Below are 21,872 nucleotides of genomic sequence, written 5' to 3'. Positions count from 1 at the left end.
CGGTACCCGTCAACCATCCGGCTCATGGCTGAAAGTTGCCTGGATGTTGCTGTGCGCAGGCTGAAGCGGTCGCCCATCCGGGCAGGAACCGGTCAGCGCGCCGCCACGTCCAGCACGAGCTGCGGTGCGAAACCGATCACCACCGCGGCGACGGTGGCCGCGCCGAGCGCCAGCACCACGGTCCGGGCGGGCCGGACCGTCGCCACGCCGGCCGGCGTCGCGTAGAGGGAGGCGGTGACCCGCAGGTAGTACGCCAGGCCGATCACCGCGTTCAACGCCACCACGAGCGCCAGCCAGCCCGCGTGCCCGGCCAGCAGCGCGCGTACCACCGTCACCTTGGCGAACAGCCCGGCCAGGCCCGGCGGCAGCCCGGCCAGCCCGATCAGCGCCAGCGCGAACGCGCCGCCCACCCAGGGGTGCCGCCGCGCCGCGCCGCGCAGGTCGGCCAGCGTGCCGCCGTCGCCGTCCGCCGGGCGCAACGCCACCACAGCGGCGAACGCGGCCAGCTCCAGCAGCACGAAGAAGATCGCGTACGCGACGGCTGCGGCGTACGCGGCCGCCCGCGCGTCGCCGGTGCGGCCCGCGGTCAGCGCCAGCGCGCCCAGCGGAGCGAGGATGTACCCCGCCTGGGCCACCGACGACCAGGCGAGCAACCGCACGGTACGCCGCTGACGCAGCGCCACCAGGTTGCCGACGGTCATGGTCAGCACCGCCAGCGCCGCCAGCACCGGGCCGGTCAGGTCACCCGGCAGCGCCCGCTGCACCACAGCCAGCAGCGCCACCACGCCACCGAGCTTCGAGGCGGTCGACAGGTACGCGGCCACCGGCAGCGGCGCGCCGTCGTACGTGGCAGGGGCCCAGGCGTGGAACGGCACGGCGGCGACCTTGAACGCCAGCCCGGCCACCACGAGTGCCACAGCGACTGTGGTCAGCGGCAGATCGGTCAGGTCGTCGCGGGCGGTCAGGGTGGCGCCGAGCCGGTCCAGGTGCAGCGTGCCGGTGACCGCGTAGAGCAGCGCCGCGCCGAGCAGCGTCACTGTGGTGGCGACCACGCTGACCACGAAGAACGTCACAGCCGCCTCGGCACCGGCGAGGCTGCCCCGGCGCAGGCCGACCAGCACGTACAGCGGGAGCGTCAGCGTCTCCAGCGCCACGATCAGCGTGATCAGGTCACCGGCGGCGCCGAGCACCACGCCGCCTGTCATCGCGCAGGCGAGCAGGAAGCAGTACTCGCCGACCGGGGTACGCCCGGCGCGCAGCAGCGGACCGGACAGCGCCAGCACGCCGAGCGTGAGCAGGGCGATCACGGCCCCGACCAGCGCGGCCCGGCCACCCCACACCCAGGAGCAGTCGTCGCCGACGCAGAACGTGCTCCGGGTGCCGGCCGCGCCGACGAGCGCCGCGCCGGCCGCGGTGCCGGCCGCGCCGAGCGCCGCCACGGCGACGGTGACGGCGGGCCGCGCCACCAGCAGGTCCACCAGCAGCACCAGCACGGCCGTGCCGGCGGCCAGGTACGCGGGCAGCATCGCCACGTTGTCGACACTCTGCACCAGGCTCATGGGACGACCCCCAGCAGCGCCTCCACCGGACCGGAGGCGTACGACAGCACGAGCGCCGGGGCCAGGCCGACCGCGAGCGCGAGCAGCACCAGCGGCGCCCAGGCGGTCAGTTCCGCCCTCGCCAGCCCGGGTGCGAGCCCCGCCACCGCCGGGCTGGGCCGCCCGTGCGTGACCCGGCGCAGCAGCCGCAGGAAGTACGCGGCGGTGAGCGCCCCGCCCAGCGCCGCGAGCACGGCGAGGGTCAGCCAGAGCGGGCCGCCCCGCTGCACGGCGGCCACCACGGCGAACGCCTCACCCCAGAACCCGGCCAGGCCGGGCAGCCCCAGCGAGGCGACAGCCGCGAAGCCGAGCAGCCCGGCCAGCCGGGGCGCGGTCTCCCGCAGCCCGGACAGCTCGGCCAGCGAGCCGGTGTGCGCGCGGTCCTTGACCGCCCCGGCCAGGAAGAACAGCAGGCCGGTGATGACACCGTGGGCGATGTTGCCGATCAGCGCGGCCTGGATCCCGGTGGCGGTGAGCGTGGCGACCCCGAGCAGCACGAAGCCCATGTGTCCGACGCTGGAATACGCGATCAGCCGCTTCAGGTCGTCCTGCGCGAGGCAGACCAGGCCACCGACCAGGATCGCGGCGACGGCGAGCACGCCGAGCACCGGCGCGGCCCAGCGGGCGCCCTCCGGGGCCACGCCGACGGCGACCCGGATCAGCCCGTACGTGCCCATCTTGAGCAGCACCCCGGCGAGGATCACGCTGCCCACGGTGGGCGCCTGGGTGTGCGCGTCGGGCAGCCACGAGTGCAGCGGCCAGAGCGGGCTCTTCACCGCGAACGCCAGCGCCAGCAGCGTGAACGCGGCGAGCTGGGTGCCCCGGGACAGCCCGGCGCCGCCGGTGAGCGCGACCAGGTCGGCGGTGCCCGCGGCGGCCACCACCACGTAGACGCCGACCAGCAGCAGCACCGAGCCGAACAGCGTGTAGAGCGCGAACTTGCGGGCCGCCCGACGACGGTCCGCGCCGCCCCAGCCGGCGATCACCGCGTACATCGGCAGCAGGACGACCTCGAAGAACAGGAAGAACAACACCAGGTCGAGCGCGAGGAACGTGCCGAGGATGCCCACCTCGACCACCAGCAGCAGCGCCACCAGCGCCCGCCCGCTGCCGCCGCCGGGCGGCACCCGCCACAGCGTGTACGCGCAGCACAGCAGCGTGAGCAGCGCGGTCAGCACCACCAGCGGCCAGGAGATGCCGTCCACACCGAGGTGGAAGCGCAGGTCGAGCCCGGGCACCCAGGTCAGGTCGACCTGGTGCCACGGCTGCACCGCCGGGCGCGGCCCGTACCCGAACCAGCCGTGGTCGCCGCCGACCAGCGGCAGCGTCGCCAGCAGCGTCAGCGCGGCCGCAACGGTGCCGACCACCCGGCCGGCCCGGTCGCCGGGCACGACGGCTGTGGCCAGCGCGCCGAGCGCCGGAACCGCCACCACGGCGACCAGCAGGACCTGCCCGAACGTCATGAGGTCACTCCGATCAGCGCGACCGCGAGGCCGATCAGCAGCGCGCCCGCGAGCACCCCGGCCGCCGCGCGCGGCAGCGCCGCCCGGTGCAGCGCGGCCAGGCCGCCGCCCACCTCGACCGCCGCCCGGCCGCTGCCCTCGACCAGCCCGTCCACGCCCAGTTCGTCACCGGTACGCACGACCCGCGCGAGCGCGCCCGCCGGGCGTACGACGAGGGCGTGCTGGACGTCGTCGAGCCGGAACGCGCGGGCGAAGACCGGCCGCAGCGGGCCCAGGAAGCGGGCCGGGTCGGCGGCCGGGTCGCGGCGCCAGCCCGCCCAGGCGACGCCCGCGCCGGCGAGCAGCAGCAGGAACGGCAGGATCAGGTTCGGCGCCAGGTGCACCAGCTCGACCGCCTCGCCGGTGTCGTCGCCGGGCACGCGCAGCCGGTCGGCGAACCAGGGCGCGAACGCGGCCAGGCCGAGCAGCGCGGCCGGGGCCGTGAGCAGCAGCACCGGCCAGCGCAGCAGCGCGGGCGGGTCGTGCGGGCGCAGCAGCGGCGTGCGTGTCCGGCCGAGGAACGTGCGCAGCAGCAGGCGGGTCGCGTACCAGGCGGTCACCGCCACGCCGACCAGCCCGGCCAGCCAGACCAGCCAGCCCACCCAGGCGGCGGTCGGCCCGGCGCCGTCGAGCGCGGCCGCCTCGGCGGCGGCGAGCACGCCGTCCTTGCTCCAGAAACCCGAGAGCGGGGGTACGCCGGCGAGCGCGCCCAGGCCGACCACCATGCACCAGAACGTGACGGGCATGGCGGCACGCAGGCCGCCCATCCGGGACATCAGCGTGGTGCCGACGGCGTGGATCACCGCACCGGCGGCGAGGAACAGCAGCGCCTTGAACGCGGCGTGGGTGAGCAGGTGGAACAGCGCGGCAGCAGGTGCGCCGACCGCCAGCGCGCCGGTCATGTAGCCGATCTGCGACACGGTCGACCAGGCGAGCACGCGCTTGATGTCGTCCTGCGCGGTGGCGGCGAACGCGCCGAGCAGCATGGTGATCGCGGCCATCACGCCCAGCACGGCGAGCGCGGCCGGTGCGCGCTCGAACAGCGGGAACAGCCGGGCCACCGCGTACACCCCGGCGGCGACCATGGTGGCGGCGTGGATCAGCGCGGACACCGGCGTCGGACCGGCCATCGCGTCGGGCAGCCAGGTGTGCAGCGGGAACTGGGCGCTCTTGCCCGCCACCCCGGCGAGCAGCAGCAGACAGGCGGCGGTGAGCGTGCCGGTGCCGTAGTCGTGCGCCAGCACGTCGGCGATCCGGAAGCTGCCCGCGCCCACGCCGAGCAGCGCGATGCCGAGCAGGAAGCCGACGTCACCCACACGGGTGACCAGGAACGCCTTGACCGCCGCGCCGGGTGCCTCGGGCAGCCGCCGATCGTGGGCGATGAGCAGGTACGAGCAGACGCCCATCACCTCCCAGCCGACCAGCAGCATGATCAGGTCGCCGGACACCACCACAGTGAGCATGGCGGCGGTGAAGAGGCTCAACTGCGCCGCGTACGGCGGGTAGCGGTGGTCGACGTCCACGTCGTCGTGCGGACCCCGGCGCAGGTAGCCGATCGAGTAGACCTGCACTGCCAGCGCGACGGCGGCGACGGCGGTGGCGACGAGCACCGCCACGCCGTCGAGCCGCAGGCCCAGCGTGACCCGCAGCCCGCCCAGGTCGACCCAGGTGGTGGACGCCTCGACCGGGGCGTCCACGCGGACCAGCAGCGCCAGCGCGGCCAGCAGCGACACGGCCGCCCCGGCCACGCCCAGCGCGACAGCCGACCGCCGGGCCGCCGCCCGGTCCTGGCGCGGGGCGGGCGGCAGCAGCAGGCCGAGCAGCCCGGCGACCAGCGGCGCCGCCGGCAGCACCGCGGCGAGCCACAGCGTCGGCGTGCTCACCGGACCGCTCCTTCCGTGCCCGGCGCTTCCGGCGTCGGCAGCCCGCCCGGGGCCACCGCGACCGCCGGCGCCGGCTCGTCGAGCGGCACGTCGTCGACCGTGACGCTGGCGCGCAGCCGGTAGAGCTGGAGCACGATGGCGAGCCCGACACCGATCTCGGCGGCGGCCAGCACGATCACGAACAGCGCGAACACCTGCCCGGAGTGCGGCAGCACGGCCTTGACGGTGGTGTCGGCGGTGACCAGCACCAGGTTCACCGCGTTCAGCATCAACTCCACCGCCATCAGCACCAGGACGGCGTTGCGGCGGCGCAGCACGCCGTACACGCCGAGGCCGAACAGCAGCGCGGCGGTGACGTACGGGATGACCGGCCTCACGGGCGCCTGCCCTCGTCGGCTGGTTGCGCCGCGCTGGTGTCGGTGGACCGGCGGCCGATGTCCGGGCGGGACAGCACGATCGCGCCGACCAGCGCGGCCAGCAGCAGCACCGACAGCACCTCGAACGGCAGCACCCAGGAACGGAACAGTTGCTCGCCGAGGCGCTCGGCGGTGCCGGCGGCGGGCAGGTCCACCCGGGACCAGCGGAACGCGTCGATCAGCAGCACCGCCAGGCCGAGGCCGCTGCCCGCGCCGACGAGCGCTGCGGCCCAGCCCGGCCGGTCCAGGTCGTCCGACGGGCCGATCGGCGCGCGGGTCAGCATCACCGCGAACAGCAGCAGCACCACCACCGCGCCCACGTAGATGAGCACCTGCACCCAGGCCACCAGCTCGGCGGTCAGCACCAGGTAGTCACCAGCCAGCGCGCCCAGGCACACCACCAGCCACAACCCGGCCCGGACCAGGTGGCGGGTCGCGACCACCAGCGCACCCGCGCCCACCGCCACCGCGCCCAGCGCGAGCAGCAGGACGTCCGCACCGGTCATGAGACGGTGCCTCCGCCCGGATCGGTGGCGGCGTCGGGGCGTACCCGGGAAGGAGCCGGACGGGCCGACGGACCCGCCGCCTTCCGGGCGGCGGTGGTCTCCTCCTTGGAGGGGTCGCCGAGCGGGTCGTGAGCCGGCGGCGGCGGCACGGTGGCCATCCACTCGCCCAGATGGTCCTTGTCGTGCAGCAGGTTCTTGATGTCGTACTCGGCGTACTCGAACTCGGGCGACCAGTAGAGCGCGTCGAACGGGCAGACCTCGACGCAGATGCCGCAGTACATGCAGAGCGAGAAGTCGATGTCGAACTTGTCGAGCACGTTGCGCTGGCGGGGGCGGGCGGCGCCGGGCACCGCCACCTCCTCCTTGTGCGAGTCGATGTAGATGCACCAGTCCGGGCACTCGCGCGCGCAGAGCATGCAGACCGTGCAGTTCTCCTCCAGCAGCGCGATCACGCCACGGGAGCGGGGCGGCAGCTCAGGCTCGACGTCCGGGTACTGCTGGGTGGTCGAGCGGCGGGTCATCGTCTTCAACGTGACCGCCAGGCCCTTCACCAGGCCCCCGCCGGGCACTCCACCGTGCTCGCTCATGCCGCCCATCCTGCCCTGTGGCCCGGGCGCGCGCGACCACCACCCGGCGCTTTGGCCCGCGCGGGCGGCCGGATCACGCCTCGCCGGGTGTGAGCGGAGGCAGCATCTCCACGCCGAGCTGCTGGAGCACCTGGAACAGCTCGTTGACGCTCCACACGTCCACGATCCGGCCGTCGTCGTCGAAGCGCAGGAACGTCGCGCCCGAATAACTGACCACGCGGCCGGTCGGCGGCACCGGGCCGAACTGGCCGGCCTGGGTGCCGGCGGCCCGCCAGCGCACCGCCACCCGCGTACCGGTCGCCACCACGTCGACGATCTTGTAGCGCAGGTCGGGGAACGACGCCCGCCGGTCCCGGTGCCACGCCAGCATCGCCGCCGGGCCGGTGCCGCCCAGGCCCGGGCAGTCCGCCGCCACCAGCTCGTACGCGCTCTCCTCGCGCCCCGCGTTCCACACGTCGGCGACGAAACGCCGGGCTGCCGCCTCCACATCGGTCACGGCGGGCAGCCTATGCCCCTCTCCGGGGCACTCGCCCTGCCGGGAGCCGCCGGAGCGACCATGATGGGAACGAAAGGCGAACTCGGAGGTGGGTGTGGGCAGCGACGACGAGGTCCTGGACCGGACCGGCGGCAAGTACGTGGAGCCGGGTGGTGAGTTCACCCGGGACCAGCGCTACATCGCCACCCGGATCACCGCCGACGAGCGGGACGGCTGGCCGGTGGAGCCGGGGCGCTACCGGCTGGCGGTCAGCCGGGCCTGCCCCTGGGCCAACCGGCTGATCATCATCAGGCGCCTGCTCGGGCTGGAGGACGCCATCTCGATGGCCGTGGCCGGGCCCACCCACGACAAGCGGAGCTGGACGTTCGACCTCGACCCGGACGGCAAGGACCCGGTGCTCGGCATCGAGCGGCTGGCCGACGCGTACTTCGCCCGCTTCCCCGGCTACGAGCGCGGCATCACAGTGCCGGCGCTCGTCGACGTGCCCACCGGGCAGGTGGTGACGAACGACTACGCGCAGATGAGCCTGGACCTCACGACCGAGTGGACGGCGCACCACCGGCCGGGCGCGCCGGACCTCTACCCGGAACCGCTGCGCGGCGAGATCGACGAGGTGAACGGAGTCGTCTTCGCGGACGTCAACAACGGCGTCTACCGGTGCGGCTTCGCCGGCAGCCAGGAGGCGTACGACAAGGCGTACCACAGGCTGTTCGACCGGCTGGACTGGCTGAGCGAGCGGCTCGCCGGGCAGCGGTACCTGGTCGGCGACACGATCACCGAGGCGGACGTACGGCTGTTCACCACGCTCGTGCGCTTCGACCCGGTCTACCACGGGCACTTCAAGTGCAACAGGCAGAAGCTCAGCGAGATGCCGGTGCTGTGGGCGTACGCGCGGGACCTGTTCACCACGCCCGGGTTCGGCGACACGATCGACTTCGACCACATCAAGCGGCACTACTACGAGGTCCACCGGGACATCAACCCGACGGGGATCGTGCCGCTCGGCCCCGACCTGAGCAACTGGCTGATCCCGCACGGGCGGGAGGAGCTGGGCGGTCGTCCCTTCGGCGACGGCACCCCACCCCCGCCCCCACCCCCGTCCGAGCGGGTAGACCCCGCCCACACCCCGTTGCGCTGACCCGCTCCCTCCCCCGCCCCGTCTCGCCCCACCCTCGCCCTGCCCTCGCCCCGTCCTCGCCTCGCCTCGCCGATCTTGCACTTCGGGCCCGGAACCTGGGCGTCTTGCCCCTTTCGCCGGGGCAGGAAGTGCAAGATCGACGGGGACAGGGAGGGGCGGAGGGCGAGGAGAGGGCGGGGAGGGGCTGGGCGGGCGGGCTACAGGGCCAGGCGGACTGCGGCGGTCAGGACGAGCTGGGCCAGGGCCAGGGGGACCAGGACCAGCCAGCAGAGGCGCTGGAGCTGGTCCTCGCGCAGCCTCGGGTAGCTCACCCGCAGCCAGATGATCACGAAGGCGACGGCGAAGACCTTCAGCAGCGTCCACAGCCAGCCGAGCTGCGCGTCGGCGAACGGGCCCTGCCAGCCGCCGAGGAACAGCACGGTGGTCAGCGCCGCGATCACCACGATGCCCACGTACTCGGCGAGCAGGAAGAACGCGAACCGCAGGCCGGTGTACTCGGTCATGTAGCCGAAGACCAGCTCGGAGTCGGCCACCGGCATGTCGAACGGCGGACGGCGGATCTCCGCCAGCCCCGCCACGAAGAAGATCACCATGGCCGGTGCCTGCCACAGCAGCCACCAAGGCTGCCAGGCCTCCACGATGCCGGGCAGGCTGAGCGTGCCCGCCGCCATCGCCACCGAGGCGGCGGCCAGCACCAGCGGCAGCTCGTACCCGAGCAGCTGGGCGGCGCCGCGCAGCCCGCCGAGCAGGCTGTACTTGTTCGCCGACGCCCACGCGGACATGAGCACGGCCAGCACGCCGACGCCCACCACGGCGAGCACGAAGAACAGGCCGATGTCCAGCGGCTGGGCGACCAGGTCACCCGGCCCGAGCGGGATGACGAGCAGCACGAGCAGGTACGGCACCAGCGCCACAGCGGGCGCCAGCCGGAACACCGGCCGGTCCGCGTCGCGCGGGGTGACGTCCTCCTTCTGCACGAACTTGATGCCGTCGGCGACCAGTTGCGCCCAGCCGTGGAAGCCGCCCGCGTACATCGGGCCCAGCCGGCCCTGCATGTGCGCCATCACCTTGTGCTCGGCCTGGCCCACGATCAGCGGCAGCGTGAGGAACGCGACGAGCACGCCTGCCACGCGCAGGACCAGCTCCAACCAGTCCGGCATCAGCTCTCCCCCGCCGCGTCGGGCTCCGGCTCCTGGCGGGGCGGCCCGGTCGGCCGTTCCCCCGGCAGCGGCCGCCCGAGCGGACCCGCGTCGTCGGTCGCCGGAGCAGCAGCGGACCCCGCCCCGGGCTCCCCGGAAACAGCCCGCTCCGGAGCATCCCCGGCAGTCGGCCGCGCCGGGCGCTCAGCGGCAGCAGGCCGCGCCGGACGCTCGCCCGGAGCGGGCCGAGCCGGACGCTCGCCCGGAGCGGGCCGCGCCGGCCGTTCGCGGGCCGGGCGCGCCGGCGTACCCCCTCGGGGGCCCTCACCCGCGCCGGCCGCACCCGCCGGCGTGGGCGTCGTGCCCCACTCACCCGGCGCGGGCACGCCCGGCGGCCGGACCGGCCGGCGGCCGCCGCCCGCCTCCGACTCGCCCGGCTCCTTCGCGCCGGGCCACGGCTTGGCGACCCGGGAGGCGAGGACGAACTCCTTGCGCAGCGGGTGCCCCTCGAACTCCGGTGGCAGCAGCAGCGGCCGCAGCTCACCGTGGCCGGCGAAGTCGATGCCGAACATCTCGTGCGTCTCGCGCTCGTGCCACGCGGCGCCGGGGAACAGGTCGACCACCGACGCGACGACAGGCGTGTCCCGGGGCACCCGGGTGCGCAGCAGCAGCCCGTGCCGGTGCCGGACCGACCAGAGGTGCAGCACCACGTCGAAGCCGTCGGCCAGCTCGTCCACCGCCGACAGCCAGTCCAGGAAATCGAGATCCAGCTCGGCGTCGTCGCGCGCCGCACGCACCGCGTCCGCCCAGCTCGCCAGGGGTACGTCGACGGTGGCGCGGGCGTACCCCTGACCGCCGGAGACCGATGCGGTGGCCTCGACGGGCGCGAGCAGCGCGACCACTCGCCGGCCGACCTCTTCCGGAGTCATGCGCTGATCCTATGGCCGACGGCTGCGGACCGGGCCGGGCCGCCCGTGCCGGGATCGCCGCTTTGCCGGGCGGGCGGGGCGAGCGCGCGGAAAGATGAGGTCCGTGCGCGCTGTGACTGTGACCCCCGGTGTCCCGGACTCGCTGCGGCTCGTCGAGGACTGGCCCGAGCCACCGCCCGAGGAGGGCGCGATCCTGATCGAGGCGCTGGCTGTGGGTGTCTGCGGCACCGACCACGAGATCGTCGCGGGCGAGTACGGCGAGGCGCCGCCGGGCCAGGAGCGGCTGGTGCTCGGGCACGAGTCGCTGGGCCGTGTGCTGGATGATCCGACCGGCACGTTGCACACCGGTGACCTGGTCGCCGGTGTGGTCCGCCACCCCGATCCGGTGCCCTGCGCGAACTGCGCGGTGGACGAGTGGGACATGTGCCGCAACGGCCAGTACACCGAGCACGGCATCAAGGCACTGCCCGGTTTCGCCCGGGAGCGCTGGCGGTTGCAGCCCAAGTTCGCCGTCGGCCTGGACCCGGCACTCGCATCAGTGGGCGTGCTGCTGGAGCCGACGAGCGTGGTGGCGAAGGCGTGGGACCACATCGAGCGGATCGGCCGCCGGGCCGAGTGGAAACCGATGACGGTGCTGGTCACCGGCGCCGGGCCGATCGGGCTGCTGGCCGCGCTGCTGGGTAGCCAGCGTGGGCTGTCGGTGCACGTGCTGGACCGCAACACCACCGGGCCGAAGCCGGAGCTGGTCCGGGCGCTGGGGGCGACGTACCACACGACGACGGTGCCCGAGCTGGACGTGAAGCCGGACGTGGTGATCGAGTGCACCGGCGCGCCCACTGTGGTGCTCGACGCCATGTGCAAGGCCGCGCCCACCGGCATCGTCTGCCTGACCGGCGTCTCCAGCGGCGGCCGGACGATCAACTTCGACGCCGGGGCGCTCAACCGGGAGCTGGTGCTGGAGAACAACGTGGTGTTCGGCTCGGTGAACGCCGGGCGGCGGCACTGGGAGATGGCCGCCGAGGCGCTCGCCCAGGCCGAACAGTCGTGGCTGACCTCGCTGATCACCCGCCGGGTGCCGCTGTCGAACTACCGCGAGGCGTACGCCTCGGTCGGTGAGGACATCAAGGCGGTGCTGGACTTCACGCAGTGAGGCGGGGCGCCGGACCCGGCGCCCCGGCCCCTCAGATGCCTGGTAGCCGGCCGTTGCGGAACAGGTCCACGAAGAGCTGGTGGTCCTCGCGCGCCCGGATCCCGTACCGGTGCCCGAAGTCGACCAGGTAGTCGACGAACGCCTCCGGGTCGGCGTCGACGACCGCGACGATCGCCTCCTCGGTGGAGTAGTCGACCAGGTCGTGGCTGGACTCGTCGTCGGCAACCGAGTGCATCCGGGCCACCGCCCGGCCCAGGTCGGCGAGCACGCCCGCCAGTTCCTCCGGCTCGTTCACGTCGGCCCAGTCCAGGTCCGCCGCGTACGGGGACACCTCGGCGACGAGCTGCCCGACGCCGTCCAGCTCGGTGAAGCCCAGCCACGGGTCGGCGTGCGCCTGCAACGCGCGCTGCGACTCGGCGGTGCGGTGCCCCTGGTGCCGGAAGTACGACCGGACCCGCTCGTCGTCGACGTACCGCGCCACGGCCGGCACCTGCGCCTGCTTCATGTAGATGACGACGTCGTTCTCCAGCGCCTGGGTGTGCCCCTCCAGCAGCAGGTTGTACGACGGCAGCCCGGCCGACCCGATGCCGACGCCCTTACGCAGCACCACGTCCTTGATGCCGGCGGCCACCGGGCGCATCCGGGTGGTCGAGTCCGGCAGCGTGTGCAGGTAGTCGGCGAACGCCGCGCAGACCTTCTCCCGGGTGGCGTCGTCGATCTCGTGCACGCCGTCGCCGAGGGAGAACCGGCGCTCGTAGTTGTCGATGGTGGTCTGCGCGGCGAGCAGGTCCACCCGGGTGTTCAGCCGCGCCTGCTGGAGCACCCGGCGCAGCACGCCGTCGGCGTTGTCGAGCGTGATCGAGCCGATCGCGTCGTCCCCGCCCGCGGCGATGGCCCGCAGTTCGGCCAGGTACGACCGGGCGAAGCCGGTCACCAGCTCGCCGATCACCCGGTCGGAGAGCGCCTTGGCGTAGCCGATCAGCGCCACGCTCGCCGCCAGGCGCTTCAGGTCCCAGGTGAACGGCCCGACGTACGCCTCGTCGAAGTCGTTGACGTTGAACACGAGCTGCCCGGAGGCGTTCATGTAGGTGCCGAAGTTCTCGGCGTGCAGGTCGCCGTGGATCCACACCCGGCTGGTCCGGCCGTCGAGGAACCGGTCGCTGCCGAAGTCGCCGCGCTGGTCGGCGTAGAACAGCGCGGCGCTGCCCCGGTAGAAGGCGAACGGTGACGCCGCCATCTTGCGGAACTTGCGGCGGAACGCCGCCGGGTCGATCGCCATGGACGCGCCGAACTCCTCGGTCAGCACGTCGATGATGAATGCGGAGCGCTCCTCCGCGAGGTCGGTCATGAGCCGCAGGCTAGCCCCGCGCCGCCACCCGGCGGTTCAGCCGACCGGCGGACGTACCGGGGGTGCGGTGAGCGCCTCGACCGGCCGCGCGACGGCGTCCGCCGGTGAGGTGAGCGCGTCCGGCCGGGGTACGCCGCCGATGCCGGACTGCTCGGCGGCGATCTTCTCCTGAAGACGCAGGATGCCGTGCAGCAGCGCCTCCGGCCGGGGCGGGCAGCCGGGCACGTACACGTCGACCGGGATGAGCTGGTCGACGCCCTTCGTCACCGAGTAGGAGTCCCAGTACGGGCCGCCGCAGTTCGAGCAGGCGCCGAACGAGATCACGTACTTCGGCTCGGGCATCTGGTCGTAGAGCCGCTTGACCGCCGGGGCCATCTTGTCGGTGACGGTGCCGCTGACCACCATGAGGTCGGCCTGCCGGGGCCCGTGGGCGAACGGGATCACGCCGAGGCGCATGAAGTCGTGCCGGCCCATGCTGGTGGCGATGAACTCGATGGCGCAGCAGGCCAGGCCGAAGTTGAACACCCAGAGCGAGTAGCGGCGGCCCCAGTTCAGCACGAACCGGATCGGCTCGCCGAGCACGGCCGGCACCTGCACCTCGGGCCCTCCCCTGTCTGCGAAATTCCGCTGTCCCTGAACCGACAGTCAACCACAGCGCCCGGATCGGCAACCCCCGCAACCGGTACGGGCGTCAGGGCGTGTGACCGGCGTGACCGCGTCGGCGGTACGCACACGGGGAGGACCAGGTGACGGTGACGAGGGAGCCGATGCTCGACGAGCCACCCGAGGGGACAGCGAGGCGCGCCGAGAGGCGCGAGGCGGTCGACTTCGACGGGCTCTACCACGCACACTTCCGGTCCCTGACGCTTCAGCTCACCGCCTACTGCGGTGACCTGTCCCAGGCGCAGGACATGGTGCAGGAGGCGTTCTGCCGGGCGTTCGCCCGCTGGTCCCGGGTGTCCCGCTACGACGATCCGGTGGCCTGGGTCCGCCGGGTGGCCTGGAACCTGGCCACCAGCCGCTGGCGGCGGCTGCGGACGGCCCAGGCGTGGCTGCACCGCCAGCGGGAGGAGTACGTGCCGGGGCCGGGGCCGGACCGGGTCGCGCTGACCGCCGCGCTGGCCGAGCTGCCGCCGCATCAGCGCCGCGCCGTGGTGCTGCACTACCTGGCCGATCTGAGCGTCGCGCAGATCGCGGCGCAGGAGGACGTGCCGGAGGGCACCGTCAAGTCCTGGCTGTACCGGGGGCGGACCGCGCTGGCGGCGAAGCTCACCACCACGAGCGAGGTGAACCACCATGACTGAGCCCGACGACATCCTGATCGGCGGCGAGTTCGCCGAGTTCCGCACGGCGTACACGCCCGTGGTGCACCCGGCCGGGACGGCCGCGGTCCGGCGCACGGTCCGGCGCCGCCGCCGACGTACAGCGGTGGTCACCGCGGCGGCCGTGGTGCTTGCCGTGGTGATCCCGGTGGGCGCGAACGCCGCCCTGGACCGGCGGCCCGGACCGCCCCCGGCGCCCGCGCAGACAGTCACCCCGACTCCGTCCGAGAGCACGTCGCCGCCACCGTCGACGCCGCCGCCGAGCACGGCCGGCTCGACCCCGGCCGCTCCGGACGGGCGGATCACGCGGTCCCAGCTGCTCGCGGCCCAGCTCGACCTCGTGTCCTGGCCGGACGCACCGAAGACCTGTGTCAGTGACGACGTCCGCCTCCGGTCCGGCCCGCAGGACGAATCGGTCCCGACGCTGCTCGCCGGGCCGGAGTACGCCGACCTCGACGGCGACGGCGCGACCGAGACGGTCGTCCTCGTCGCCTGCCGCTACGGCGAGGCGTCGGGCAAACAGGTGCTCGCCTTCGACCGGGACGGCGACGGCCGGATCATCACCATGGGCCGGGTGGTCGGCACCCGTGAGGGCATGGATGACATCACCGAGTTCTCGGTGCGGGACGGCGGGGAGGTCCGGGCGCACGTCGCCGACATCCAGCCCTGTTGCGGCACGCCCGAATGGACGCCGCAACGGCAGTGGCGGACGTACGCCTGGAACGGTGAACGGTTCCGGCAGGTCGACGGACCCACGAAGTTCGGCACCGACCCCCGTCTGACCGACCTCACGATGACCGCCCGCGACGTCGTGGCCGGGCCGCCGGACAAGAAGGGGATCCGGAAGGTAACGGTCACCGTGACAGTGGTGAACCGGGGGCCGGTGAGCGTGCGCCAGCTCGGGTTCACCGGTTGGTACGACTACACGAGACCGAACGGGTCCGCCCTGGACCGGTGCCGGAACGTACGGCTCGACGGGGGCATCGCCTGCGTGCTGGACATCCTGTCGGTGGGCGCGAGCAGGACGTACACGTTCACGTTCGACCATCCGGTGACCGCCGACGAGCCGCCGACGCTGCGGGCGATCCACATCGACTCGCAGGAGCGGTACTGGAACGACCTGAACTGGAAGGACAACGAGGTCGAGCTGACCTCCGTCGGCTGACCGACAGATCGCAACCGACCGTCCCGTCTGGACGTGTCACCGGCATCGGACGGGCGGAGATGCCGCCGTCCGGCAACGGGGAATCACGGGAGGAACAGCATGACCACACGTACGGCACGGATCGCCACCGCACTGCTCGGTGGGACCGCCGCACTGATCACCCTGGCCGCGCCGGCCGCCGCCGCGCCGGGCGCCGCCACCGGCCGCGTCGACGTCACGGCCCAGCGGCTCGTCCTCGACCCGACCGACCGGGGGTACGTCGGGACGCTCACCGCGACGGTGACCAACCGGCGGTCGACCGCGACGTCGGTGAGCCTGGTCGTCACCGAGCCGGCGGGGGCGTCGTTCACCTCCATCGAGCCCGGCGGCGGCTGCTTCTACGACCGCCTGGTGGAGAACCGGCTGGTGATCGGCTGCGGCGGCGAGCAGATCGAGGCCGGCAAGAGCCTCACCTTCCGGCTGGGCTTCCACGTCTGGACCACGGCGCGCACGTACCCGATGGTCGCGAACGGCGGGCGGATCGAGGTCGTCCCGGACGGCGCCGCCGCGGCCTCGGACGCCACCGGCTTCACCACCCTCTTCCGCTCCACCACCGGCAGCCTGCGCAAGCCGCGGCCGTACGTGCAGGCCGTCGACACCGACCTCAGCATCCGGGGCAGCGCCGTGACGCTGACCCCGCAGCCGGACGGCACCCTGCTCGGCCGGATGCCGGTCACCGTGCGCTACGGCAACGACGCGCCGACCTTCGCTCTCAACGTCGCCGCCGCCCTGCCCGCGGGGGTGCAGGTCGACCACATCGAGCCGCAGGACATGCCGAGCTTCCCGCTCGGGTTCACCGTGCCGGGCGGCCGGTTCATGCCCGGTGAGGAGCGCACCTTCGACGTCTTCCTCAGCGCGCCCGTCGGCACAGCGGCGGGCGAGCTGGGCACCGGCAGCCTCACCGTGACCGGGAGCTACTTCTGGCAGGCCGAGGACCCGCAGGACGTGGACCCGTCGGACAACACCACGTCGTTCACGGTGACCGCGGCCGCCGCGAGCTGACCCGTCGCCCGCCCGGCCGGCGCCCACGCGCCGGCCGGGCGTCGCGGCGTCACCAGGCCGGACGCTGGAGCAACCCGACGAACTCGGCGAGCAGCCGTTCCCGCAGCCGCGCCGGGGCGGCGTCGAGCAGCGTGTTCACCACCGCCATCCGGTCCGGCACACCGGCGCCGCCGGCCAGGCCGAGGCCGCCTGCCAGTCCGGCCACCAGCTCGGGGGTGAGCGCCTCCGGCGTGAGGCTGCCGGCCAGCGCCATCAGCTCCGGCGGCAGCACGACCGGCCCGGCGGCGCGGGCCGCCGCGACCGCCTCGGCCAGCGCCGGGCCGAACTCGGCCACCCGGGGCGCCACCGCCGCGGTCACCGTGAGGTGCACGCTGGCCGGCAGATCGGCGTACGTGAGCTGGGGCTGGGTGTGCCAGCCACGCGCGGTCAGCTCGTCGACCAGCACGAACAGGTCGAGCCCCGGATCGTCGCTGGTGAAGCAGACCACTGTGGTCTCCGGTTCGGCCATCAGTCGCAGGCCGCCGGTGGCCCGTACCGCGTCGGCCAGCCCGGTTACCGCGTCCCGGGTGGCGGCGGCCAGCCGCAGGTAGCCGTCCTCGCCGAGATGGCGAAGTGTGGCGTACGCGGCGGCGATCGGCCCGCCGGACCGGGTGGAGGCGATCACCGGGTTGACCATCGTGTACCCGGGCCAGTCGGCGTACGCGAAGAACTGCGGGGCGCGCAGCGCCGGATCGCGGTGCAGCAGCACCGAGACGCCCTTCGGCGCGTACGCGTACTTGTGCAGGTCGACCGAGATCGAGGTGACCCCGGGTACGGCGAAGTCGAACGGCGGCACCGGCGCGCCGAGCCGGCGCAGCCAGGGCAGCGCCCAGCCGCCGAAGCAGGCGTCCACGTGGCAGCGCACATCCGCGGCCTGCGCGACGGCAGCGATCTCGGTCACCGGGTCGACCACCCCGTGCGCGTACGACGGGGCGGAGGCCACCACCAGCACGGTCTCCGGGCGGATCGCGGCGGCCACCGCGGCCGGGTCCGGCCGCAGCGTCACCGGGTCGACAGGCACGGTGTCCAGCGTGACCCGCAGGTAGTGCGCCGCCTTGGCGAACGCGGCGTGCGCGCTGGCCGGCGCCACGATCCGCGGCTCGGTCAGGTCGGGGCGGGCGTCCCGGGCCGCCTTGACGGCGAGCAGCAGCGACTCGGTGCCGCCGCTGGTGACGCTGCCGACCACGTCCGGTGCGCCGGTGCCGGGACCGCCGCCGAGCAGACGCGCGGCGGCGCCGACGAGCGCGTTCTCCATCGCCAGCAACGACGGGAACGCGGTCGGGTCGAGGCCGTTGACGTGCGCGCTCTCCGCGTACGCGGCCTGCGCCAGCTCGTCCAGTCCGGCCACGCCGGGGTCGTAGACGTACGCGAACAGCCGCCCGCCGTGGGTCGGCCGGTCGGCGGCCCGCAGCGCGCGGATCTCGCCTAGTACGTCCGCCGCGGGCATCCCCCGCGCGGGCAGCGCACCCACGTCTGCCGTGTCGGTCATCGGGTGGTTCCTCTCGTGGACGGGCCGGACGGTGCTCACGCCCGCGTGACCGGAGCGTCGGCCTCGGTGGTTCCGGACGCGGTGGTTCCGGGCGCGGTGGCCTCGGGCACTGTGGCCCCGGACGCGGTGGCCAGCTGGGCCGGGGTCAGGGTGTAGCCGCGCAGCAGCACCAGCGGGATCGCCACCAGCAGGGCGGGCAGCACTGTGAAGCCGAGCAGCACGCCGAGCCGAGCCGTGTCGGACTGGACGGCGGCGGTGCCGGTGGACGAGGAGACATAGCCGGAGAGCTGGAGCACCAGGCCGTAGATGCCCGGCCCCAGCGCCAGCCCGAACGTCTCCCCTGCCGTCCACAGCCCGGTGAACACGCCCGCCTGCCGCCGCCCGGTGCGCGCCGTGTCGTACGCGATGCAGTCCGGCAGCATGGCCAGCGCGAAGACCTGCTGGCCCGCGTACCCGACGCCGATCACCGCGACCACCGCGTAGGCCGCGGCGGCGGGCAGAGCCGGCGCGGCGACCAGGGCCAGCGCGCCCGCGGCGAAGATCAGCGACGCGGCGACGAGCGACGCCCGCTTGCCCAGCCGGGCGCCGGCCCGGGACCAGAGCGGCATGACCAGCAGCGCGGGCGCGACGAAGCAGGCGAACAGCAGCGTCGGGCCGCTGTCCGGCTCACGCAGCACCTGGTCGGCGAAGTACTTCACCCCGGCCAGCACGGTGGCCACCCCGGCGGACTGGATCACGAAGCAGATCAGCAGCACCCGGAACGGCCGGTTGCCGGTGGCGACAGCGAGCTGCGCGCGCAGACTCGGTTCGCTCTCGCCCACCGTCCCGGTCGGCGCGGATCGGGTGCCGAGGAACACGCCGACGGTGCCGGCGACGATCAGCGCGGCCACGAACAGGCCCATCCACCGGTGGCCGGGGACGCCGTCGCCGCCCGCGCTCACCACCGCCGGGGCCACCGCGCCGGAGACCAGGATGGCCAGCGCCAGCACCGCGATCCGCCAGGTCATCAACCGGGTACGCTCCGCCGGGTCGGCGGTCAGCTCGGCCGGCATGGCCACGTAGGGCACCTGGAAGAACGCGAACGCGGTGGCCGTCGCCAGGAACGCCAGCGCCACGTACGCGGCGGCGGCCGGACCGCTGGCGAACGGCGCGGCGAAGATCGAGGCGAACAGGACGGCGAGTGCCAGCCCGCCACCGAGCAGGTACGGACGGCGCGCGCCCCAGCGGGAGCGGGTCCGGTCGGAGATCCGGCCGGCGACCGGGTTGACGAGCACGTCCCACGCCTTCGGCAGCAGCACCAGCAGGGCGGCCAGCCCGGCGGCGACGCCGAGCGTGTCGGTGAGGTACGGCAACAGGAGCAGCCCGGGCACGGTGCCGAACGCGCCGGTGACCAGGGAACCCAGCGCGTACCCGAGGTGCACCCGGCGGGGCAGGCCCGAAGCTGTCATGGCGCCGAATGTTACTCACGTTATGGTCCGGGTCACATCCCCTCCCGGGGGCTGCTCGTTCGATGCCGACAGGCGCTCGCGAGTCGCGGTGAGGCGCAGGTCGGCACCGCTACCCTGTAGGGCATGGACCCAGCCCGATCCGTCCGCAGCTCGCGGGCACCGTACGAGGCCCGTCCCGGCCGTCGTGCGGTCGTGGTCCCCGACCTGAGCGAGTTGCAGGGCCCGGTCGCCGGCGTGGTCGAGCTGCCCCACCGGCTGTTCTGGCAACCCGACCGGCACGTCGACCTCGACGTCCCGGGTCTGCTCGCGTGGATGTACGAGACGGTGCTCACCGAAGCCGTTCATCCCGACGAGTTGCGCGCCTGGCTGCACGGCCCCACCCTCATCCGCCTGTGGCCCGAGTTGTATGTGCCCCGCGGTGTCCGCCGCGCCTGGGAAGAGAGCCACCCGGTGCTGCGCGCCCGGGACGTCGCCGCCTGATGTCACCGGTGCCGGACCCGTACCAGCACGAGGTCGCCCGTATCGCGCTCGCCGTGGCCGGCCGGCACGGCTTCGCCCTCGCCGGCGGCCAGGCCCTCATCGCCCACGGCGTCGGCGCCCGCCCCACCGAGGACGTCGACCTCTTCACGGATGTCGACGGTGGGGTCACCGCCGCCGCCGAGCTGGTGCGCGCCACCCTGCTCGATGCCGGATTCCAGGTCGAGACCATCGCCGAGCCCACCGAGCTGGACGACGTCTTCTACGGCTTCGAGCACGACATGATCGAGTTCGAGGTTCGCCGCAACGACCGGACCGTACGGCTGCAGCTCGTACGCTTCGCGCGCAGCACCAGCCCGATCGTGCTCGACGTCGGGCCGGTGCTGCACCTGGACGACGTGATCGGCACCAAGGTCGCCGCCATGGTCACCCGTGCCCAACCCCGCGACTACATCGACGTCGCCGCCGCGCTCGGCCGCTACAGCAGGAACGACCTGGTGGACCTCGCGCGGCGGGCCGACCCGGCGCTCACCGACGAAGAGTTCCAGGACTCGTTACAGCGCCTCGACCGCCTGCCCGACACCGTTTTCACGCTCTACCGCCTCGCCCCGGCCGAGATCCGCAACCTCCGGCACGCGTTCTCAGACTGGCCGCGATGACCCGGACTCGTTGAGGGCAGTCACGATCGGTTGGCAGGCTGCCGCCGACCCGTCGGGTCACCCCTCGTCCGGTGACCAGGACGCCGCCGCCAGGTCCACCCGGTCGCCACGCAACGGGCAGCCCTCGGCGAGCAGCCGTTCCCGGGCCTTGCGCTCGTGCCCTGGCGGCATCCGGCCGGCCGCGTTCACCACCCGGTGCCACGGCACCCCGCCCCCGTGCCGCGCCATGATCGAGCCGACCAGCCGTGGCGAGGCCCGTCCCGAGCGGTCGGCGAGCGCGTCGGCCACCGCCCCGTACGACATCACCCGCCCCGGCGGGATCCGCTCGACCAGCGCCAGCACCGCCTCGACGTATTCGTCAGGTGTCACGAGCTGCCACGATATGGGAACGCGCCGCGGCGCGGCAGACCGCAGCGCGCAGAATGGTCGGGTGCGCGAAGCAGTCACCTCGGCCCGGCGGATCGTGGTCAAGATCGGTTCGTCCTCGCTGACCACCGCGACGGGCGGCCTCGACGACGCCCGGGTCGACGCGCTCGTCGACACGCTCGGCGGGCTCGCCGCCTCCGGACGCGAGGTGGTGCTGGTCTCCTCCGGCGCGATCGCCGCCGGGCTCGCCCCGCTGCGGCTGCCCCGGCGCCCGCGCGACCTGGCCACCCAGCAGGCCGCCGCCAGCGTCGGCCAGGGCCTGCTGATCGGCCGGTACGCGGCCGCGTTCGCCCGGCACGGCCGCACCGTCGGGCAGGTGCTGCTCACCGTGGACGACGTGACCCGGCGGGCCCACTACCGCAACGCGTACCGGACGCTGCGCAAGCTGCTCGACCTGCACGCGGTGCCGATCGTCAACGAGAACGACACGGTGGCCACCGAGGAGATCCGGTTCGGTGACAACGACCGCCTGGCCGCGCTCGTCGCCGCGCTCGTCGACGCCGACCTGCTGGTGCTGCTCTCCGACGTCGACGCGCTCTGGACCGGCGACCCGGCCCGCCCGGGCAGCACCCGCATCACCGAGGTGCGCGGCGAGGGCGACCTGGCGGGCGTGGACGTGGGCGGGGCCGGCCGGGCCGGGGTGGGGACCGGCGGCATGGTGACGAAGGTCGAGGCGGCCCGGATCGCCACCGGCTTCGGCATCCCGGTGGTGCTGACCGCCGCGCCGCTGGCCGCGCCGGCGCTGGCCGGGGAGCCGGTCGGCACGTACTTCCACCCGAGCAGCCGCCGCCCCGCCGCCCGTCTGTTCTGGCTGGCGCACGCCACCGCTCCCCGCGGCCGCCTGCACCTCGACCCGGGCGCGGTGCAGGCGGTGGTCGGCCGCCGCAAGTCGCTGCTGCCCGCCGGCATCACCGCCGTCGACGGCGCGTTCACCGCGGGCGACCCGGTGGACCTGGTCGACACCGCCGGCGCGCCGGTGGCCCGAGGGCTGGTCAACTACGACGCGGTGGAGCTGCCGGGGCTGCTCGGCCGTTCCACCTCCGAACTCGCCGCGGCGCTCGGCCCGGCGTACGAACGCGAGGTCGTCCACCGCGACGACCTGGTCCTGCTGTAA

The 21,872-nt window shown here is 74.0% G+C and carries 21 protein-coding genes and 1 pseudogene; 8 read left to right on the top strand and 14 right to left on the bottom strand.

The window, feature by feature from the left end; all coding sequences use genetic code 11:
• Positions 1-92: 92 nt before the first annotated feature.
• From FB454_RS14270 to FB454_RS14240, 7 genes are all read right to left on the bottom strand, one after another.
• Positions 93-1,559: an NADH-quinone oxidoreductase subunit N gene (locus FB454_RS14270; protein WP_145823053.1), complete on the bottom strand. Its 1,467-nt coding sequence runs from the start codon at positions 1,557-1,559 to the stop codon at positions 93-95.
• Positions 1,556-3,061, bottom strand: coding sequence for an NADH-quinone oxidoreductase subunit M (locus FB454_RS14265; protein WP_145753929.1), 1,506 nt, complete (start codon positions 3,059-3,061; stop codon positions 1,556-1,558). The genes FB454_RS14270 and FB454_RS14265 overlap by 4 nt, the downstream gene beginning before the upstream one ends.
• Positions 3,058-4,983 (bottom strand): NADH-quinone oxidoreductase subunit 5 family protein, encoded by a 1,926-nt coding sequence (locus FB454_RS14260; RefSeq protein WP_145753927.1) that lies wholly within the window; start codon positions 4,981-4,983, stop codon positions 3,058-3,060. The genes FB454_RS14265 and FB454_RS14260 overlap by 4 nt, the downstream gene beginning before the upstream one ends.
• Positions 4,980-5,360 carry an NADH-quinone oxidoreductase subunit NuoK gene (gene nuoK, locus FB454_RS14255; RefSeq protein WP_013288666.1) on the bottom strand — a complete coding sequence of 127 codons (381 nt, stop codon included), beginning with the start codon at positions 5,358-5,360 and terminating at the stop codon, positions 4,980-4,982. The genes FB454_RS14260 and nuoK overlap by 4 nt, the downstream gene beginning before the upstream one ends.
• Positions 5,357-5,905 carry an NADH-quinone oxidoreductase subunit J family protein gene (locus tag FB454_RS14250; RefSeq protein WP_145753925.1) on the bottom strand — a complete coding sequence of 183 codons (549 nt, stop codon included), beginning with the start codon at positions 5,903-5,905 and terminating at the stop codon, positions 5,357-5,359. The genes nuoK and FB454_RS14250 overlap by 4 nt, the downstream gene beginning before the upstream one ends.
• Positions 5,902-6,492, bottom strand: a complete 591-nt coding sequence (locus FB454_RS14245; protein ID WP_013288668.1) for a NuoI/complex I 23 kDa subunit family protein — start codon at positions 6,490-6,492, stop codon at positions 5,902-5,904. Before FB454_RS14245 ends, FB454_RS14250 begins: the two co-directional genes overlap by 4 nt.
• 73 nt (positions 6,493-6,565) lie before the next feature.
• Complete coding sequence (locus FB454_RS14240; protein ID WP_013288670.1) at positions 6,566-6,988, bottom strand: ester cyclase; 423 nt, start codon at positions 6,986-6,988, stop codon at positions 6,566-6,568.
• A 94-nt stretch (positions 6,989-7,082) separates the two neighbouring features.
• Between FB454_RS14240 and FB454_RS14235 the strand changes: the two genes are divergently transcribed.
• The gene (locus tag FB454_RS14235) at positions 7,083-8,126 is read left to right on the top strand and encodes a glutathione S-transferase family protein (RefSeq protein ID WP_013288671.1); all 1,044 of its coding nucleotides are present in this window, start codon (positions 7,083-7,085) and stop codon (positions 8,124-8,126) included.
• 197 nt (positions 8,127-8,323) lie between these two features.
• Here the strand turns inward: FB454_RS14235 and nuoH are convergent, their stop codons facing one another.
• Together nuoH and FB454_RS14225 are read right to left on the bottom strand one after the other, a co-directional pair.
• Positions 8,324-9,286, bottom strand: a complete 963-nt coding sequence (gene nuoH / locus FB454_RS14230) for an NADH-quinone oxidoreductase subunit NuoH (protein ID WP_013288672.1) — start codon at positions 9,284-9,286, stop codon at positions 8,324-8,326.
• 260 nt (positions 9,287-9,546) lie between these two features.
• Positions 9,547-10,194: pseudogene (locus tag FB454_RS14225) on the bottom strand (NADH-quinone oxidoreductase subunit C); the annotation flags it as partial.
• 103 nt (positions 10,195-10,297) lie between these two features.
• Here FB454_RS14225 and FB454_RS14220 point away from each other — a divergent pair.
• Positions 10,298-11,344 (top strand): glucose 1-dehydrogenase, encoded by a 1,047-nt coding sequence (locus tag FB454_RS14220; protein WP_186461598.1) that lies wholly within the window; start codon positions 10,298-10,300, stop codon positions 11,342-11,344.
• A gap of 31 nt (positions 11,345-11,375) precedes the next feature.
• Here the strand turns inward: FB454_RS14220 and FB454_RS14215 are convergent, their stop codons facing one another.
• Both FB454_RS14215 and FB454_RS14210 read right to left on the bottom strand, forming a co-directional pair.
• Positions 11,376-12,692 (bottom strand): DUF2252 domain-containing protein, encoded by a 1,317-nt coding sequence (locus FB454_RS14215; protein WP_135242104.1) that lies wholly within the window; start codon positions 12,690-12,692, stop codon positions 11,376-11,378.
• 36 nt (positions 12,693-12,728) lie between these two features.
• Entirely contained in the window at positions 12,729-13,289 is a 561-nt protein-coding gene (locus FB454_RS14210; RefSeq protein ID WP_013288676.1) for an NADH-quinone oxidoreductase subunit B, read from the bottom strand.
• Between the two features lie 149 nt (positions 13,290-13,438).
• Between FB454_RS14210 and FB454_RS14205 the strand changes: the two genes are divergently transcribed.
• From FB454_RS14205 to FB454_RS14195, 3 genes are all read left to right on the top strand, one after another.
• Positions 13,439-13,996, top strand: coding sequence for an RNA polymerase sigma factor (locus FB454_RS14205; protein WP_013288677.1), 558 nt, complete (start codon positions 13,439-13,441; stop codon positions 13,994-13,996).
• The gene (locus FB454_RS14200; protein ID WP_145823051.1) at positions 13,989-15,179 is read left to right on the top strand and encodes a hypothetical protein; all 1,191 of its coding nucleotides are present in this window, start codon (positions 13,989-13,991) and stop codon (positions 15,177-15,179) included. The genes FB454_RS14205 and FB454_RS14200 overlap by 8 nt, the downstream gene beginning before the upstream one ends.
• A gap of 99 nt (positions 15,180-15,278) precedes the next feature.
• On the top strand, positions 15,279-16,220 hold the full coding sequence (locus tag FB454_RS14195; RefSeq protein ID WP_145823050.1) for a hypothetical protein: 942 nt from the start codon (positions 15,279-15,281) through the stop codon (positions 16,218-16,220).
• A gap of 49 nt (positions 16,221-16,269) precedes the next feature.
• Here FB454_RS14195 and FB454_RS14190 read toward each other — a convergent pair whose 3' ends face one another.
• Positions 16,270-17,748 (bottom strand): aminotransferase class V-fold PLP-dependent enzyme, encoded by a 1,479-nt coding sequence (locus FB454_RS14190; protein ID WP_145823049.1) that lies wholly within the window; start codon positions 17,746-17,748, stop codon positions 16,270-16,272.
• Positions 17,749-17,783: 35 nt separating this feature from the next.
• On the bottom strand, positions 17,784-19,196 hold the full coding sequence (locus FB454_RS14185) for an MFS transporter (protein ID WP_145823048.1): 1,413 nt from the start codon (positions 19,194-19,196) through the stop codon (positions 17,784-17,786).
• A 123-nt stretch (positions 19,197-19,319) separates the two neighbouring features.
• On the opposite strand from FB454_RS14185, the gene FB454_RS14180 reads away from it, so the two are divergent.
• Entirely contained in the window at positions 19,320-19,676 is a 357-nt protein-coding gene (locus FB454_RS14180; protein WP_013475204.1) for a hypothetical protein, read from the top strand.
• The gene (locus FB454_RS14175) at positions 19,676-20,332 is read left to right on the top strand and encodes a nucleotidyl transferase AbiEii/AbiGii toxin family protein (RefSeq protein ID WP_145753916.1); all 657 of its coding nucleotides are present in this window, start codon (positions 19,676-19,678) and stop codon (positions 20,330-20,332) included. Before FB454_RS14180 ends, FB454_RS14175 begins: the two co-directional genes overlap by 1 nt.
• Before the next feature lie 57 nt (positions 20,333-20,389).
• Here the strand turns inward: FB454_RS14175 and FB454_RS14170 are convergent, their stop codons facing one another.
• Positions 20,390-20,701, bottom strand: coding sequence for an MGMT family protein (locus FB454_RS14170; RefSeq protein ID WP_047894270.1), 312 nt, complete (start codon positions 20,699-20,701; stop codon positions 20,390-20,392).
• Between the two features lie 13 nt (positions 20,702-20,714).
• Between FB454_RS14170 and proB the strand changes: the two genes are divergently transcribed.
• Positions 20,715-21,872, top strand: coding sequence for a glutamate 5-kinase (proB, locus tag FB454_RS14165; protein WP_145823047.1), 1,158 nt, complete (start codon positions 20,715-20,717; stop codon positions 21,870-21,872).

The organism is Micromonospora sp. CNZ297, assembly GCF_007827625.1.
The sequence above is the reverse complement of the archived record's forward strand: the minus strand, read 5'-3'. Positions and strand labels throughout refer to the sequence as shown.

Bases quoted from the DNA above. Each gene is read 5' to 3' on its own strand.
- proB (WP_145823047.1), top strand. From the start codon at position 20,715: ATGGGAACGCGCCGCGGCGCGGCAGACCGCAGCGCGCAGAATGGTCGG.
- FB454_RS14175 (WP_145753916.1), top strand. From the start codon at position 19,676: ATGTCACCGGTGCCGGACCCGTACCAGCACGAGGTCGCCCGTATCGCG.
- FB454_RS14190 (WP_145823049.1), bottom strand. From the start codon at position 17,748: ATGACCGACACGGCAGACGTGGGTGCGCTGCCCGCGCGGGGGATGCCC.
- FB454_RS14245 (WP_013288668.1), bottom strand. From the start codon at position 6,492: ATGAGCGAGCACGGTGGAGTGCCCGGCGGGGGCCTGGTGAAGGGCCTG.
- FB454_RS14265 (WP_145753929.1), bottom strand. From the start codon at position 3,061: ATGACGTTCGGGCAGGTCCTGCTGGTCGCCGTGGTGGCGGTTCCGGCG.
- FB454_RS14185 (WP_145823048.1), bottom strand. From the start codon at position 19,196: ATGACAGCTTCGGGCCTGCCCCGCCGGGTGCACCTCGGGTACGCGCTG.
- FB454_RS14200 (WP_145823051.1), top strand. From the start codon at position 13,989: ATGACTGAGCCCGACGACATCCTGATCGGCGGCGAGTTCGCCGAGTTC.
- FB454_RS14180 (WP_013475204.1), top strand. From the start codon at position 19,320: ATGGACCCAGCCCGATCCGTCCGCAGCTCGCGGGCACCGTACGAGGCC.
- FB454_RS14195 (WP_145823050.1), top strand. From the start codon at position 15,279: ATGACCACACGTACGGCACGGATCGCCACCGCACTGCTCGGTGGGACC.
- nuoH (WP_013288672.1), bottom strand. From the start codon at position 9,286: ATGCCGGACTGGTTGGAGCTGGTCCTGCGCGTGGCAGGCGTGCTCGTC.
- FB454_RS14215 (WP_135242104.1), bottom strand. From the start codon at position 12,692: ATGACCGACCTCGCGGAGGAGCGCTCCGCATTCATCATCGACGTGCTG.
- FB454_RS14270 (WP_145823053.1), bottom strand. From the start codon at position 1,559: ATGAGCCTGGTGCAGAGTGTCGACAACGTGGCGATGCTGCCCGCGTAC.
- FB454_RS14250 (WP_145753925.1), bottom strand. From the start codon at position 5,905: ATGACCGGTGCGGACGTCCTGCTGCTCGCGCTGGGCGCGGTGGCGGTG.